We start from the raw sequence: 13927 nt of genomic DNA, 5'->3' as shown, positions 1-13927 counted from the left end.
GCCACGGTCAAAAGCCAACAGGTGAGATCCGGATGCTCGGCGAACCACGCCTCCCACTTCTGAGGGCTGCGGCGTGCGCTGCGCCACTGATACGGTGCGCCGATCCTCGCCAGCAGATCGGGAACCAGCGGCAAGTCCCTGTTGACGGTGTTGAGCGCCATCCCCGGGACCGGAGTTCCGGGTTGGAGTTCACTGCGGTTGGTCATCTCGACGTACGTCGTCACGATCTCTGCCATCCGGCGAGGCTACGCGGCCCGGGGGCTCGGCCCAGCGCTTGGCCGTGGTCGGCGAGACCTGGAAACGCTCGGCGGCCCGGCGCAGCGGCCAGCCGTCCTCGACCACGCAGCGGGCCAGACGCAGGCGTCCAGTCTCGGTCAGCGGTGCGTTACGGTGTGACATGAGGGCCTTTCCGGCTGTAGGTGCAGATGTCGCAATCCACACCGCGCCAGAGGGCTTTCACTCATTTCAAGATCGCCACGCCGTGAACCTCGTCACCAACCTCCGTGGTCAGTACGCCTAGGAGAGGCGCGATGAGTCACCCGGCCGACGTGGACATCGACCTGGACCGCGACGTCTTCCTGCGGACCCTGGTACGCGAACTGGCGACCTCACCGGAAACGGTGATCGGCCTGCATCGCCGACGGAGTCGTCCGTAAAGAGAGACCGACCCCGCAGCCCGGCATGACCCAGTCGACCAGCAACCTGCCCTTCGACATAGAGGACATGAGAGGCAAATCGGTCAGTGTAGGGATTGAGGCGCATCACCGGGAGTGATAGGGGTAGAGGCGTACGAACGACGACACCGGACGAAAGGAACGTCATGACGGCACCCCGCGCTCTGCTGACCAGCCAGCAGCCCGTGCACGACACCCCCACGTCAGGAGCCGCCATCCCGTCCCTTGGGGAGGCGGCGGAGCTGCCGCGCATCGAGGACCCCGGCGCAGTCGCCCCCGCCGACGCGCGTGAGCTGTCCCGCACCCTGCTGGTGCGGCTGAAGCAGCTCGAGGAGGGCACCGCCGACTACTCCTACGTCCGGGCAACTCTGATCGAGCTGAACATCTCGCTCGTCAAGTACGCGGCGCGGCGCTTCGCCTCCCGCTCCGAGTCGATGGACGACATCGTCCAGGTCGGGGTCATCGGCCTGATCAAGGCCATCGACCGATTCGAGCCCGACCGCGGCCTGGAGTTCACCACCTACGCGCTGCCCACCATCATCGGCGAGATCAAGCGGCACTTCCGCGACAGCACCTGGGCCGTCCACGTCCCCCGCCGTCTTCAGGAGCTGCGCCTGGCCTTGGCCAAGGCCTCCGACGAGTTGGAGCAGAACCTGGACCGGGCTCCGACCGTCGCCGAGCTCTCCGCTCGCCTTCAGGTGAGCGAGGAGGAGGTCATCGAGGGGCTCACCGCGAGCAACGCCTACAGGGCTGGCTCGCTGGACATGCAGCTCGAGACGGCCTCGCCGGAGAGCACGCTCATGCGCCGGCTAGGCTTCGACGACGTGCGACTCACCCGCTTCGAGGACCTCCACGCCCTCAAGCCGCTCGTTGCCGCCCTGCCGGAACGCGACCGCACGATCATCTCGCTGCGCTTCGGCGAGGAACTGACCCAGGCTCAGATCGGGCAGCGGCTCGGTATCTCCCAGATGCACGTCTCAAGGCTGCTGACCCGCGCCCTGGCTACCCTGCGCTCCGGGTTGCTGCACGAGGACTGCTGAGCGGATCTTCGCCTGGGCGCCGTAGCCTACGGCGCCCGCGCGAGGGGCGTGCCCTCAGCCAGGAGCCCTCTCGCCGGTCGCGTGCCGGGCCAGATTGGCGAGCATGCGGCGGTTGCGCAGGTGCAGCATGAGTTCGCTGGCCGGTCCCTGCAGGCGTGCACCGGGGCCCCGCAAGGGGTGTTCGTCGAGGATGACGAGGGTGTGGGCGGCCCAGGGGATGAGGGTGAAGGCGATCCGGGCGGTGCCGAACGGGTCGGCCTTCGCCTCCAGCTCCAGGCGGCGCATGTGTTCGCTGATCCGCACCACGCAGGTGTCCTCCAGCGTCGCCGGGCCGAAGCCCACCCGGAACCGGAGTCTGGCCCCGACCGCGGGCCAGTGGCTGTCCGCGTGCAGGATCTCCTTCGTGCCGACGACCCATTCGGCGTAGCGCCGCCCGTCCGCGAGGACCGCCCAGACGTGGTCCGGCGAGGTTTCGATCAACTGCTGTCGCTGTGCCATAAGTCGCCCTTCGGGCTGTGTCGGACCACGATCGGCGTTCAGTCCCCCGCGGCTCGTCGCAGGAACCGCTGGGCGGCAAAGAGGGCTGGCGACACCGCTGCGCCGCCCAGGAGCCGGTGGGAGCGCAGTGCGGCACGGGCCGCATTGGCTCCGCATGCCCCGTGCACTCCGCCGCCGGGGTGCGCCGAGGACGACGCGAGGTACAGGCGTTCGACGGGCGTCTCGGGGCGTCCGGTCCCCGGTACCGGACGGAAGACGAGCTGTTGGTGGACAGCGGTGGTGCCGCCGTTCAAGGCCCCGCCGACGAGGTTCTCGTTCAGCGACTGTAGGAGGGGTGGGGTGAGGATCCGACGAGCGGTGACAAGGGACCGGAAACCGGGGGCGAACCGCTCGACTTGTTGCTCCAGCCGGCCTGCCATCGCTTCGGCCTCCCGTGCGTCCCAGTGGCCGGTGATGCCGTCCTCGCCAAGGTCGCCCACGACCCGCTGCGGCACGTGGGTGTAGGCCCAGGCCGACTGTGTTCCGGCGGGGGACCTCGTGGGGTCGGCCGTGGTCATCTGCCCCAGCAGGGCGAACGGCCGGGCCGGCACCCGGCCGGTGGCGACCTGCAGGGCGTAGTCGCTGAGCTCGTTCATGTCCGCCCCCAGGTGGACGGTGCCCGCCGTGCCCGCCTCCGAGGCGGTCCAGGGGATAGGCCCGGACAACGCCCAGTCGACCTTGAACGTGGAGAAGTCCCACTGGAAGCGGCGCAGGTCATCGCGAAGCCCGGCCGGAAGGTGTTCCCAGCCGACGAGCTGTCCGTACAGGGACGTGGCGGCCACGTCCGCCAGAACGGCCCGCCGGGCCCGGTACGACTGGCCGTCGGCGGTCCGCACCCCCAGGGCCTTCCCGGAGCGCACAATCACCTCTTCGACCCGCTGGCCGCAGTGCACCCGCCCACCCAGCGACTCCAGGCGGCGTACCAGAGCAGCGGTCAGCGCGGAGGAGCCGCCGACCGGCACCGGCCAGCCGACCTGCTGGCCCAGCATCGCCATCAGCCAGCCGAAGGCCGCGCTGCCCGGCGACTCGGGCAGCAGGTCGGCGTGCAGGGCGCACCCGGCGAGCAGCAGGCCTGCGCCCGGCTCGGTGAACTCCTCCTCCGCGAGCCGGCGCACCGGCAGGGACATGAATCGTGCCAGCCGAAGCAGCCCTGAGGGCCCGAGGGAGGCTGCGATCGCCGCCGCGGGTTTCAGTGGTGGGAACGGCGTGAAGAGGCTGCGCAGCAGGTGCGGGTCGAGGGTCTCCCACAGCGCGGAAAGCTGCCCCCACGCGGCACCGTCCGCACTGCCGAAGGACGCCTCCAGCTGCTCGCGGGTCGTATCCGGGCCGCGGTGCAGGGTCGCGCAGCGGCCGTCGGGCATCGGGTGTGCCAGGACGGCGGGCGCGTGACTCCATCGCAGGCCGTGCTGCTCCAGGTCGAGGGCGCCGATCGCGGGCGAGGCCTTCGCCAGTGGGTAGAAGGAGCTGAAGAGGTCCGAGACGAACGCCGGGTCGACGCCGCGGTTGCTGCGTACCGCGCCGCCCGGCTCGTCCTGGGCTTCGAGGACGTCGACCTGCCAGCCGGCGTCGGCCAGGACGTTGGCGGCCACCAGGCCGTTCGGTCCGGCCCCGACGACGATCGCGTCAGCCATCCTGCCCACGCTCCCCGATCCTCACCCGTCCCACGCTACCCACCGCCTGGCGCACGGGCGCGCTGGAGATACGAGTGTGTGCGGGTCTCAGTGGTCGGGCTGGGGGCCGTCGGGCTCGCAGGCGTGCGGGTCGGGTTGGCCGGGTGGGTAGAAGCAGGCGACGACGGTCTTCCCGTCGGTCTGTCGGCGGGTGTGCCAGGTGTCGGCGAGTGCGTCGACGAGGCCGAGACCGCGGCCGTTGGGGGTCGTGGCGTCGGGCGTCCGGGGGGTGGGCAGGACCGGGGAGGAGTCGTGGACGCTGACGTGCAGGCATCGGCTGTCCCACGTCAGTACGAGGTTGGCGCTGCTGTGGGCGTGCAGGTGGGCGTTGGTGACCAGCTCGGACACGGTCAGCAACACCGCGCCAGCTGTCTCGGGTGCTCCGGTTGTCCATCCGAGGGAGTCAAGGTGCTCGCGGGCCCAGGATCGAGCCGCCCGGATCCCGCCGTTGATCGGGAAGGAACGGGCCCAGCCCGTGGCCCGCATCGACATCTCGCCCATGGGCCCTACCTCTCGTCGCCGTCGGTGACAGTCGCCTACCCGCCGCGCCTGTCCATCACCCCGCTCGGGCCCGCTGGAGTTCGGCGGGCCGCGAAGCTGGCAGTCCGACAGCCGCACTAGCTGTTCTGACCCGACCTTCGCGGCCAAGGCACTCAGGCCGCGTCACGCGTTCCGCCCCCGGCGAGGTGTTGATGCGCTGTCATCGGGCAGGCGGGGCCTACAGCTCGTCAGCGCACGGAGGCCGCCATGACTGTCATGATCCTGCTGCTCGCTCCGCTCGTGCTCGGCGCAGGCCTGACGCTGGCCGGGCCGGTCCGCTCCGCCCGCCACCGACAGCCTGCCAGGCTGGCCGGCGGGATGGGGCGTCACCGGGCGCGGACAGCGCGACCGTGATCGCACGATGCCGAGCGTGGGGTGAACCGCTGATACTCCAGGGTGATCGACGGACGATTCCACCCTCGAGGAGATCGAAGATGCCAGTCCTGATCCTTCTGTCAGCACCGCATCTTCTTGCGGCGGTCTTTGTTGTCGCGGGCTTGCAGCGTCCCGCCCGCAGCTTCAGCCCCGTCCGCAGCGGCGCGACATGGACCGCGCCCGCAGGCGTCTTGCCCAACGCCACGCCCTGCGCCTCCCCCCGGTCCGGGCAGACCCGTAAGTGGATGAGCCCCTAGCGGCTTCCCGCGCCCGGGCATGCCGCGGGCTGCCCGTTGCCCAGCGGATCCATTCGCGGTCGAGCTGGAAACTGCCGGGGACTCTGCCGGCCGCACGAACTGTCCATGGGTCAGAAGCGGGCGCGCGGTGGGGCGGGGAGAGGTTCCCTCTGGCCTGGGCGGGGCAGGCGGACGACGTCGCACACGCATACCGTCCGCGCGTCACCAAGCAGACGAGACGAGAAGGACCTGCTTCCCATGAGGAAAGCCTTGAACGACCTTGACGCCCGGCTCTTCGTGCAGGTCGCCTCCCGCCGCCTACGCGGCGCCGACCCGCGGCTTTCCCGGCTCACCCGGGCCGCCGATCACGGCAAGCTCTGGATGGGCACCGCAGCGGTGCTGGGGGCGAGCGGCAATCGCACCGCCCGTCGGGCAGCCCTGCGCGGCGCCGGTTCCCTGCTGATCGCTTCCGCCGCCGCGAACATCGCCGCCAAGGGCCTCACCCGCCGGCCCCGACCCGCCCTGGACCCGGTACCCGTGGTACGGCGCCTGCTCAAACAGCCCATCACCAGTTCCTTCCCCTCGGGGCACTCCGCCTCGGCCGCGGCGTTCGCCACCGCCCTGGCCATCGAGTCGCCCGTTCTGGGCGCCGTCGCCGCGCCCGTGGCACTGGGTGTGATGGCCTCCCGGATCTACGTCGGAGTCCACTACCCCGGGGACGTACTGGCCGGAGCAGCCCTCGGTGCGGGTGTGGCGGCCCTCACCCTGCGCTGGTGGCCCCGCCGCATCGACCGCCCCGCCCATACCGCCGCACCCCAGATCAAGGCGCCCGCACTGGCCGCAGGTGCCGGGCTTTTCGTCGTCGTCAATGCCGCCTCGGGTGCCAGGGCCGTCGCCGCCAACACCGGCCCCGAGCACACCGTCGAGGAACTGCGCAAGCAACTTCCGCAAGCGGACATCCGGGTGTGCGGGGAAGGCCAGGACCTGGCCGCGCTCCTGGACCAGGCCGCGGCGCTCGCCGTCAAGGCCGACGGCGCGCTGGGCGTCTGCGGCGGCGACGGCACGGTCAACCTGGCCGCGAGGGTCGCGGTCCGGGAGTCGCTGCCGCTGGCCGTGTTCCCGGGCGGCACCCTCAACCACTTCGCCACCGACCTCGGCAGCCACACGCTGCGCTCCACCGCCGAGGCGGTCCAGGCCGGCAGCGCCGCCACCGTCGATCTCGGCCTGCTCTCCGGCGAGGAAACGCACCAGGTCTTCCTGAACACCTTCAGCGTCGGGATCTATCCCGAGCTCGTCCGTGTGCGCGAGAGCCTGGAGAAGCGCCTCGGCAAGTGGCCCGCCCTCGCCGTCGCACTGGTGCGCGTCCTTGCCACCGCCGAACCGGTCCGACTCAGCGTCTCCGGAGTGCCACGGAGCCTGTGGATGCTCTTCGCCGGCAACGGCAGCTACGACCCGCCCGGCTTCGCCACCACCCACCGCAGCGACCTGGACGGCGGCCTGCTCGACGTCCGTGCCATCGACGGCAGCCACCCCTTAGCCCGCACCCGACTCGCGCTGGCCTTCCTCACCGGCACCCTCGCCGCCTCCCCCGTGTACCGCGAGGCCCGCCTGACCGCCATCGACCTCACCGACCTGCACGACGTCCACCATCTCGCCGTGGACGGCGAAGCCATCCCCGCTCCCGACCGGGTACGGCTGGCCAAAGCCGTGGCTGCTCTCACGGTCTACCGCCCCGAAGATCCCGCCATCGCATGACCTCCGCCACCACCCGCCGCGTCTGGGCTCTTCATAGCGGCGCCGACCACGGCCGGCACCGCAGCTGACACGACAGCGACGTGCGCACCCGGTACAGAACCACCCCTTCCACCCCGGCCGGCGACGGCGCCGGTAGGTGGCGGCCAGCCGCCCGCCGGGCGCCCGTCGCGTCGCGCGGCCGTCTCGCCCCACCTGGCCGACGAACCGTCGTCGAAGCGACGTTCGTGTATCCCGGCGCGGGCAGGGTAGTTCGCCCCCCCCGTTCTCGGTTCGCACGTGGGCGCTCCTCGCCGGGCGGGGCCTGGCTCCACCTTCCCCGAGGGCGCGCACGGTCATCGACTGCCGGGAGCCAACTGCGCCTCATCAGCGACCAGGGAACCCTGATCGACCTCGGCGTTCATCCTGCTCGCCCAGGGCCCCGCATTTCTTCCGGACCCACCGGGTTCATGGCGGCACTTCAGGAAAGGCGCCCGGTATGGCATCCCTCGTCCCGGCCGCGCCAGCGCAGGCGGCCTGCCGCAGAGCGCGAAGCCCCAGGTCCAGCCAGGCGACGCACCCGCGAGGGGGCAATCAACGACAGCCCTGACCGAGAGGAAAAGTCTCCCGATGAGTGAACGCCCGCAGCAGCCGCTCCAGGCACCGCCCCCGGGCCCACCAGCGCATTGTCTGGGTGCCCTGGTCGTCCAGGCATCCCAGCAGCTCTCCGATCTGGTCCACCTGGAACTGCGCCGTGCCCAGAGTGAACTGGCCCGCACGGGTGAGGAGGCCGGGGTGGGCGGCGGCATGCTCGGCGGCGCCGCGGTCGTCGGCGTCCTCGCCGCGCAAGCGGTGGTGGTTGCGATGATCGCCGCCCTCACTCTCACTTTGCCGCTGTGGGCAGCTGCCCTGATCGCCGCCGCACCCGGTCGCCCTCGCGGCACTCCTCGCCCTGACCGGCGGAGTCGACTGCGCCGCGCCGCCGGTGCCTGAGCAAGACGGTCGCCAGCGTGAAGACCGATATCGAAGAAATCAAGGAAAGGGCCCAGCGATGATGAGCAACCGCGATGGCAACGGCTTGCCCGCGCAGGAAACTGGCAACGCCGAAGGTGCTCCGCGCGAGGCTGGTGATCTGCCGGATACGATCAAAGACGCCCGCGAGCGGCTCGGGCACGCGGTGGAGGAACTCGCGGCGAAATTCGACGTCAGGGGCCAGGTCCAGGCGAAGGCGGCCGACGCGAAGGCCCACCTGCGCGACACCGCGGCGGGCACCGCCGCGCAGACGCGGGAGAAGGCGGCACAGGCCGTGCACGCGGCGCAGAGCGCTGGCGTCCAGGCCAAGGAGCAGCTGACCCACGTGGCGGCCACTCTCACCGAGACGGTGCAGGACAGGGCGCCGGCGCAGGTTTGGAAGGCCCTCGATCGGAGGGGACGTAGCAGCCGGAGCTGGGTGTCCTGGGCGGTGGTGGGGGTGGCCGTCGGCGCTCTCGCCGCGCTGGGGGCGCGCAGTCGGGCGGGGAGGCTGGCGTGATCAAGGTGCTGTACCAAGCCGCTCGGCATGCTGATCGGCGCTCTTGGTGGGATCCTGGCCGGAGCGCTGTTCAAGCAGCTGTGGCAGGTGGTGGGTGGGGAGGGTGACGCGCCGCGGGCGACGGACGAGGACCGCAGCTGGCGTGGGGTACTGACAGCTGCCGCCCTGCAGGGCGCGGTCTTCGCAGGGGTCAAAGCGGCGGTCGAGCGGGGCGGCGCGGCTGGGACGCGGCGTCTGACCGGCACGTGGCCGGACTGACCCGCCAGCGTGGGCAGGCTCTTCGCTGCGGCGCCCGCGCTCCTGAGCCGACTCGTCGGCCAGCGAGCTCTCACAGGGGCTGCAGTCGATTCGCCGGTTGGCGTTCGCGGGTGCCACAGGCGCTTGGTGGGCAGGACGGGAGAAGCAAACACGGTGAGGACATCATGATCAGTGGCACCGCGGTGGCGGTGGTTGGTATCGGGGCCGGGGTGCTGTGGGTGGCGGCCAGGCCGTCGCTTCGGCCGCTGGGCCCGCGTGTTCGCGCGTGGGTGGGCGCCTCCGTGGAGGCTCTCGTGTTCTATCCCAGGCCGGGGACTCAGCGTGTGTTCGGGGGCCCGTCCCACCGAGGTGTCGGTTTCGACCGCCTGCAGTCTTTGCCGGACCGGGAGTTGGGCCGGATGGAGGTGGTCTGCCGGGCTGAGGCCATCCTCGCTGCCGCCCTCACCCGAGAGGAGCGCCGCCGCTGACCGCGGTGGTTGCCCCCTCTGGGTCGCGCGTCGGGCAGGCGGTGCAGGAGAGCGGCCGCCGCAGCGGCGCGAGGGGGGAGGGTGGTAGCCTCGGCCGCCTTGCTCAGGAGGGGCGGGCGTTGCGGTGTCCGGGCTCTGTGGGCCGGCGCCGGCGCACAAGGAAGCGGACGAGCAGCGTTGCGGCGACGGCCGCGAGGGTGAGGAGCAGGTAGGTCTGGTAGCGGACGGCCTGCTGGTAGAGGGGGCCGATGTCGGTGCCGGCCTCGTAGGCGAGGCTTGCCCACAGGCTGACCCACAGTGCCGCTCCCAGGGTGTTGAAGGCCAGGAAGGGGCGCCAGGGCATCTCGCTGGCACCGGCCAGGACGCCGTTGATCTGGCGCAGTCCGTCGATGAAGCGGGCCACCGTGACAACCTTGCCGCCGTGGCGGTGGAAGAAGCTCTCCGCCTTGGCGAAGCGTTCGGGGGTCAACAGCACGTAGCGACCGAAGCGGTGGACGAAGGGCCGGCCGCCACGACGGCCGATCACATATCCGAAGCTGTCGCCGAGGATGGCCGCCACAGCCGCGATACCGATCACGGCCGCGATGTTCAGCCGCCCGGTGCCGGCGTAGACGGCTGCGGCGATCAGGACGGTCTGCCCCGGTACGGGGATCAGGGCATTGTCGAGGAAGACCAGGGTGGCGAGCGCCAGGTAGCCGTAGTTCTCCAGCAGCGGGGCGAGAAGGGCCAGCGGGCCCGGCAGCGGGGGTGGGGTCACTGGGGCGGACATCCTTTCGGCCGTTTGCCGTTTAGGGGCGGCGAGAAGGCGTGGCACGTCTCGGGGCCGTGTCCGGATCGGGTCGGCGCCGTCGGCTCGGTGCCCCCGGAACCCTTTTTCATGGCGCGCGGGCATCGCACGATCCGCGCGGTCGCGAGTGAAGGTGGAGGCGGGAACGAACCAGCCGAGTTCCTCAGGGCCGCCGAGATGGTGGCGCGGGCGCTTCGGTACCACGCTGGCTTCTCTCCCCGAACCCCAGCCGACGCGGACACCCGGGCGTGACTGACGAGAGACGTCGACTCACGCGGCTCGGCGGCGACCGGACGCCAGGGGATGCTGGCGGTGATCGCCGGTCGGAGGGCGCCGGCGTGCGCAGAGAGGCTCGCGCTGGCGCCCTCAGGGGGGTGCAGGCCGGCGGACGGTGCGCCATGCAGCGGCCACGCCGTCTTCCTCGCGGCCGCTGCGAGCGCAGGTCAGCGTGCAGGCGTGGCGGTGACCAGGTCCGGGTGGTGCTCGACCGCGTCGACGGGCGTCGTCGCCCTCTCGAGGAGTTGAACGTCCTCGGCCTGCGGACCGTGGCGCAGCACGAGGTAGTGGCCGGCCTCGAGGTGGCGGCTGTACTTGGGGATGTGCTGGTGGGCGATGAAGTGCCCGAGGACGGCACCGAGGCCACCGCCCACTGCGGCGCCTTCGGCCGCGGCGACGGCGCCGGCGGCAAGGGGGCCAAGGACCACGAGGGCACCCGCGCCCGGGATGAAGAGCAGAGCTGCTCCGGTGAGCACGCCGAACAAACCGCCCACCCACGCCCCGCGCTTGGCCCCGGCCTTGGCGCTGTCACCGGTCGTGATGAAGCCGTGGACCTGGGTCTCACTGTGCAAGTCCTGCCCCACGATGGAGACTTCCCAGGCTGGAACTCCCTGCTCCAGCAGGGCCCGCACCGCGTTCTCCGCGTCCTTCATCGACCCGTATACGCCGATCACCGCACCCGACTGTGACTCACTCACGTGATCATCTCCATTCCTGCCGCTTCGTCCCCGATTGGGACACAGAGCACCGTGTGCCCCCTGCGGCTGGTTTTAACAGCAGGTGACCACAAGTCAGATCATCGTGGCTGGGCCGGGGGTACGGGCGGGGACGGTAGGCGGCTTCCCTTGCGCTCTCCTGCAGGCGATCATGCCCTGACGGTCAGTTTCGCCGACGAGACCGGCGCCCATACCGGGAAGACGCACCGGGGCGCGCCACGCGGCTGACGCTCGGGGACAACGGTCCGCCGGGGTGCGCGTACCCGTCCGATGACGCGTCGTTCGCCCGGTCGGGTGGTTTCGGCCGACGCTGGGGTCTGGCGGGGAGTGTGAGTCGCCTCGGGGGGCTAAAGTGGGCGTTGCGGAAACGCATCACACCTGCCGTCAGGCGCATGGCAGAGGTCGCGGCGCACGGTCGTACATCCCCCCACGGCCGTGCGCACGCGTGTGCGCGTGGCACACGGCCCGCAGCTCAGAATACCGCCGGGTGGAATCGGCAATCGCGCGAGCCCGACGAAAGGGTGACCGTTCGGTCCCTCTACCGATGGCTGCACAGCCTGCCCAGTCAGGACCCATGCGCTCCCGGCTACCGGCGGCTGCGATACGTGCGGTACGCCGACGACACCCTCCTCGGATTCGTCGGACCAAAGGCCGAGGCCGAGGAAGGAAACCAAACAGCGTCTGGCGACGTTCCTGCGTGGAGATCTCGAGCTGGAGCTGTCACAGGACAAAACGCTGATCACTCATGCCCGGACAGGCAGGGCGAGATTCCTCGGCTATGAGATCGCGACGGCGAGCACAGGCCGCAGAACACGACGCCCCTCCGGGACGGATCGGCGAAATCGCCGATCCTTCGACGGGGCGATCACTCTGCATGTTTCCAAAACAGTGATCACGGCCAAATGTTCCCCGTATATGGCGGGCGGAAGGCCAGCATGCCAGAACCCGCTGGCGAACGGAACCGACTACGTCATCGTCGGAAAGTTCGCCGTCGATTACCGGGGAATCTTCCAGTACTACCTGATGCCCGGCGATGTCTTCCGACTTCACAGGCTGCGATAGGTCCTGGAAACAGCAACGCTCAGGACTCTCGCAAGAAAGCACGGGTCGACGGTGTCGGAGATGACGGCCCGCCTCAAGGCCAAGATCCACACCCCTCACCGGCCGCGCACTTGTTTCGAGGCGTACATGCCTCGCGACAACAGGAAGGAACTGGTTGCACGGTTCGGAGGGATTCCTTTAAAACGGCAGAAGACGGCCGAGCTGACCGGCTGTCTGACTGGCCCCGTCTACCACAAAAGGAACTGATCCGTCGACTCCAGGGAGAGCGGTGCGAGGTTTGTGAACAGACTGGCGAGGTGGAGGTTCACCACATCAGATCATTGAACGACCTCACCCGACTTGACGGGCCATCCCCCGAATGGGCGGACCTCATGGCCAAGCGCCGGCGGAAGGCCCTCGTAGTCTGCGGCACCTGCCACGAGCGGATCCACATCGGGAAGCCGAACCCGAGGCTCACGCAGTAGTCACTGGAGAGCCGGATGCTCGGCAGGCTCCTCGCCGCTCGGGCGGCCCTACCCGCACCCCCCTCGACGAATGGGCCTACCAGCGCCCCTACGCCGGCAACAGCGAACGCGCGGCCGCCCTGACCGACTTCCTCCACCAGTACCCCTACCATCGCTGCCACCCCGCACTCGGAGGCCACCCCGGTCACCCGCGTCACAACCCTGCGGGTCAATACAGCTAGGCCCAGAGCTAGGGTCAGGTTGTGGACATCCAGACGACCATCGCCAAGCTGACCGAGGAAGCCGAACGCGAGACCCGCGAAGGGGCGTGGAAGATCACGGAGGGGGAGCGACTTCTCGCCCGCAAGGTCGCCGACGGCCTCACCGAGACCGTCGATGTGCCGGCCGATCGTCAGAGCCTCCCGGAGGCCGTGCGTCTGGAGGACCTGCGCGAGGCCATCGCAGTCATCGCGATCACCCTCGCCCGCACCCACGGCCACCTCGCCTGGTTCCTCGGCGGCGCCGGCACCGCACTCTCCCCGGTCCTGCACTGGCGCTCCCTGCCCGCCGACCCCCACCACGCCTTCGGCACCATCCTCCCCAGCCCCGACCAGTTCACCGACGCCGAAGAGGCCGTCCGCCACCTGCGCGACACCCTTACGCACATCGCCGTCGCCTGATCCACGCTGCTCCGGCACCGCATACATATGTGACCCGCCGACCAAGCTCGGCGGCCCTATGGGAGTCGACAGGACTCGCAGTGTCCGGCCTCAGGCCGTAGCCCCGAGGTTCGCGCGCCGACGAGCGGCTGGGGTAGCCTCTCGACGGCGCGTCTCCCGTGCCGGGCAGGGCCCGCAAGGCAACCGCTGGACCGGATCCGCCAAGGACGGGAGCGTGCCGGTAGGCCCAGTGTTCTGTTCTACGGAGGCGACCTTCGATGGCTGGCACGACGAACACCGGCACCGTTCCGCAGGGGCGAGAGCCGCAGGTTCCCGGGCCGGCGCAGGTCGGAGAACCCGAGTTGCGCCAGCTGCTGGCGGGCCTGACCGCGGTGCGCGACGGTGACTTCGGTACCCGGCTGCCGGGCGACGCCGACGGGCTGCTCGGCGAGATCGCCACCGTCTTCAACGGCATGGTCGACCAGCTCTCGCTGTTCACCTCCGAGGTGACCCGGGTGGCCCGCGAGGTCGGGACCGAGGGCCAGCTCGGCGGCCAGGCGGAGGTACCCGGCGTGTCGGGGACCTGGAAGGACCTGACCGACTCCGTCAACGCCATGGCCGGCAATCTCACCAGCCAGGTCCGTGACATCGCGCAGGTCGCCACCGCCGTCGCGCAGGGCGACCTGTCGCAGAAGATCGACGTCGCCGCCCGGGGCGAGATCCTGGAGCTGAAGAACACCGTCAACACGATGGTCGACCAGCTCTCCGCCTTCGCCGACGAAGTCACCCGGGTCGCACGCGAGGTCGGCAGCGAGGGCCGTCTCGGCGGGCAGGCACAGGTCCCGGGTGTCGGCGGGACCTGGCGGGACCTGACCGACTCGGTCAACTTCATGGCGGGCAACCTCACCGACCAGGTCCGAAACAT

General features: G+C 70.4%; 15 protein-coding genes and 3 pseudogenes. 11 read left to right on the top strand and 7 right to left on the bottom strand.

The window, feature by feature from the left end:
- Together ACIQVZ_RS41085 and ACIQVZ_RS41080 are read right to left on the bottom strand one after the other, a co-directional pair.
- A pseudogene (locus ACIQVZ_RS41085) lies at nt 1-236 on the bottom strand (GNAT family N-acetyltransferase); the annotation flags it as partial.
- Nucleotides 237-264: 28 nt separating this feature from the next.
- Nucleotides 265-399: pseudogene (locus ACIQVZ_RS41080) on the bottom strand (helix-turn-helix domain-containing protein); the annotation flags it as partial.
- Nucleotides 400-530: 131 nt separating this feature from the next.
- Here ACIQVZ_RS41080 and ACIQVZ_RS41075 point away from each other — a divergent pair.
- Together ACIQVZ_RS41075 and ACIQVZ_RS41070 are read left to right on the top strand one after the other, a co-directional pair.
- Nucleotides 531-656 carry a hypothetical protein gene (locus ACIQVZ_RS41075; RefSeq protein ID WP_402457898.1) on the top strand — a complete coding sequence of 42 codons (126 nt, stop codon included), beginning with the start codon at nt 531-533 and terminating at the stop codon, nt 654-656.
- Between the two features lie 164 nt (nt 657-820).
- On the top strand, nt 821-1714 hold the full coding sequence (locus ACIQVZ_RS41070; protein ID WP_402457895.1) for a SigB/SigF/SigG family RNA polymerase sigma factor: 894 nt from the start codon (nt 821-823) through the stop codon (nt 1712-1714).
- Between the two features lie 54 nt (nt 1715-1768).
- On the opposite strand, the gene ACIQVZ_RS41065 is transcribed toward ACIQVZ_RS41070, so the two are convergent.
- The 3 genes from ACIQVZ_RS41065 to ACIQVZ_RS41055 all read right to left on the bottom strand — a co-directional run bounded on the left by ACIQVZ_RS41065 (nt 1769) and on the right by ACIQVZ_RS41055 (nt 4422).
- On the bottom strand, nt 1769-2212 hold the full coding sequence (locus tag ACIQVZ_RS41065; protein ID WP_402457893.1) for an SRPBCC family protein: 444 nt from the start codon (nt 2210-2212) through the stop codon (nt 1769-1771).
- 38 nt (nt 2213-2250) lie between these two features.
- Nucleotides 2251-3882, bottom strand: a complete 1632-nt coding sequence (locus tag ACIQVZ_RS41060; protein WP_402457890.1) for a phytoene desaturase family protein — start codon at nt 3880-3882, stop codon at nt 2251-2253.
- A gap of 87 nt (nt 3883-3969) precedes the next feature.
- Nucleotides 3970-4422 carry an ATP-binding protein gene (locus ACIQVZ_RS41055; RefSeq protein ID WP_402457889.1) on the bottom strand — a complete coding sequence of 151 codons (453 nt, stop codon included), beginning with the start codon at nt 4420-4422 and terminating at the stop codon, nt 3970-3972.
- Nucleotides 4423-4668: 246 nt separating this feature from the next.
- On the opposite strand from ACIQVZ_RS41055, the gene ACIQVZ_RS41050 reads away from it, so the two are divergent.
- From ACIQVZ_RS41050 to ACIQVZ_RS41030, 5 genes are all read left to right on the top strand, one after another.
- On the top strand, nt 4669-4815 hold the full coding sequence (locus ACIQVZ_RS41050; protein ID WP_402457886.1) for a hypothetical protein: 147 nt from the start codon (nt 4669-4671) through the stop codon (nt 4813-4815).
- 515 nt (nt 4816-5330) lie between these two features.
- Nucleotides 5331-6827, top strand: coding sequence for a phosphatase PAP2 family protein (locus tag ACIQVZ_RS41045; protein ID WP_402457884.1), 1497 nt, complete (start codon nt 5331-5333; stop codon nt 6825-6827).
- A gap of 606 nt (nt 6828-7433) precedes the next feature.
- Nucleotides 7434-7796: a phage holin family protein gene (locus ACIQVZ_RS41040; protein WP_402457881.1), complete on the top strand. Its 363-nt coding sequence runs from the start codon at nt 7434-7436 to the stop codon at nt 7794-7796.
- A gap of 58 nt (nt 7797-7854) precedes the next feature.
- A complete protein-coding gene (locus ACIQVZ_RS41035) occupies nt 7855-8334 on the top strand; it encodes a DUF3618 domain-containing protein (protein WP_402457880.1) in 480 nt (159 codons plus the stop codon).
- Nucleotides 8335-8361: 27 nt separating this feature from the next.
- Nucleotides 8362-8592 carry a DUF4235 domain-containing protein gene (locus ACIQVZ_RS41030; RefSeq protein WP_402457878.1) on the top strand — a complete coding sequence of 77 codons (231 nt, stop codon included), beginning with the start codon at nt 8362-8364 and terminating at the stop codon, nt 8590-8592.
- Between the two features lie 570 nt (nt 8593-9162).
- On the opposite strand, the gene ACIQVZ_RS41025 is transcribed toward ACIQVZ_RS41030, so the two are convergent.
- Both ACIQVZ_RS41025 and ACIQVZ_RS41020 read right to left on the bottom strand, forming a co-directional pair.
- Nucleotides 9163-9816 (bottom strand): DedA family protein, encoded by a 654-nt coding sequence (locus tag ACIQVZ_RS41025; protein WP_402457875.1) that lies wholly within the window; start codon nt 9814-9816, stop codon nt 9163-9165.
- Nucleotides 9817-10289: 473 nt separating this feature from the next.
- Nucleotides 10290-10820, bottom strand: coding sequence for a general stress protein (locus ACIQVZ_RS41020; protein WP_402457873.1), 531 nt, complete (start codon nt 10818-10820; stop codon nt 10290-10292).
- 920 nt (nt 10821-11740) lie between these two features.
- Between ACIQVZ_RS41020 and ACIQVZ_RS41015 the strand changes: the two genes are divergently transcribed.
- From ACIQVZ_RS41015 to ACIQVZ_RS41000, 4 genes and pseudogenes are all read left to right on the top strand, one after another.
- On the top strand, nt 11741-12364 hold the full coding sequence (locus ACIQVZ_RS41015; RefSeq protein ID WP_402457871.1) for a hypothetical protein: 624 nt from the start codon (nt 11741-11743) through the stop codon (nt 12362-12364).
- Between the two features lie 53 nt (nt 12365-12417).
- Nucleotides 12418-12585, top strand: a pseudogene (locus ACIQVZ_RS41010) (IS481 family transposase); the annotation flags it as partial.
- A gap of 21 nt (nt 12586-12606) precedes the next feature.
- Nucleotides 12607-13023: a hypothetical protein gene (locus tag ACIQVZ_RS41005; protein ID WP_402457868.1), complete on the top strand. Its 417-nt coding sequence runs from the start codon at nt 12607-12609 to the stop codon at nt 13021-13023.
- A 257-nt stretch (nt 13024-13280) separates the two neighbouring features.
- Nucleotides 13281-13927: HAMP domain-containing protein (locus tag ACIQVZ_RS41000; RefSeq protein ID WP_402457865.1), on the top strand; the 647-nt coding region annotated here is incomplete at its 3' end.

Source organism: Kitasatospora sp. NPDC098663, from assembly GCF_044760075.1.
Classification (GTDB): Bacteria; Actinomycetota; Actinomycetes; order Streptomycetales; family Streptomycetaceae; genus Kitasatospora.
This window is presented reverse-complemented; position numbering and strand designations above follow the sequence as displayed.

Excerpts from the sequence above, each read along its gene's own strand:
- ACIQVZ_RS41075 (WP_402457898.1), top strand. The coding sequence starts at position 531 with ATGAGTCACCCGGCCGACGTGGACATCGACCTGGACCGCGACGTCTTC.
- ACIQVZ_RS41060 (WP_402457890.1), bottom strand. The coding sequence starts at position 3,882 with ATGGCTGACGCGATCGTCGTCGGGGCCGGACCGAACGGCCTGGTGGCC.
- ACIQVZ_RS41050 (WP_402457886.1), top strand. The coding sequence starts at position 4,669 with ATGACTGTCATGATCCTGCTGCTCGCTCCGCTCGTGCTCGGCGCAGGC.
- ACIQVZ_RS41035 (WP_402457880.1), top strand. The coding sequence starts at position 7,855 with ATGATGAGCAACCGCGATGGCAACGGCTTGCCCGCGCAGGAAACTGGC.
- ACIQVZ_RS41040 (WP_402457881.1), top strand. The coding sequence starts at position 7,434 with ATGAGTGAACGCCCGCAGCAGCCGCTCCAGGCACCGCCCCCGGGCCCA.
- ACIQVZ_RS41065 (WP_402457893.1), bottom strand. The coding sequence starts at position 2,212 with ATGGCACAGCGACAGCAGTTGATCGAAACCTCGCCGGACCACGTCTGG.
- ACIQVZ_RS41055 (WP_402457889.1), bottom strand. The coding sequence starts at position 4,422 with ATGGGCGAGATGTCGATGCGGGCCACGGGCTGGGCCCGTTCCTTCCCG.
- ACIQVZ_RS41045 (WP_402457884.1), top strand. The coding sequence starts at position 5,331 with ATGAGGAAAGCCTTGAACGACCTTGACGCCCGGCTCTTCGTGCAGGTC.
- ACIQVZ_RS41070 (WP_402457895.1), top strand. The coding sequence starts at position 821 with ATGACGGCACCCCGCGCTCTGCTGACCAGCCAGCAGCCCGTGCACGAC.
- ACIQVZ_RS41015 (WP_402457871.1), top strand. The coding sequence starts at position 11,741 with ATGTTCCCCGTATATGGCGGGCGGAAGGCCAGCATGCCAGAACCCGCT.
- ACIQVZ_RS41030 (WP_402457878.1), top strand. The coding sequence starts at position 8,362 with ATGCTGATCGGCGCTCTTGGTGGGATCCTGGCCGGAGCGCTGTTCAAG.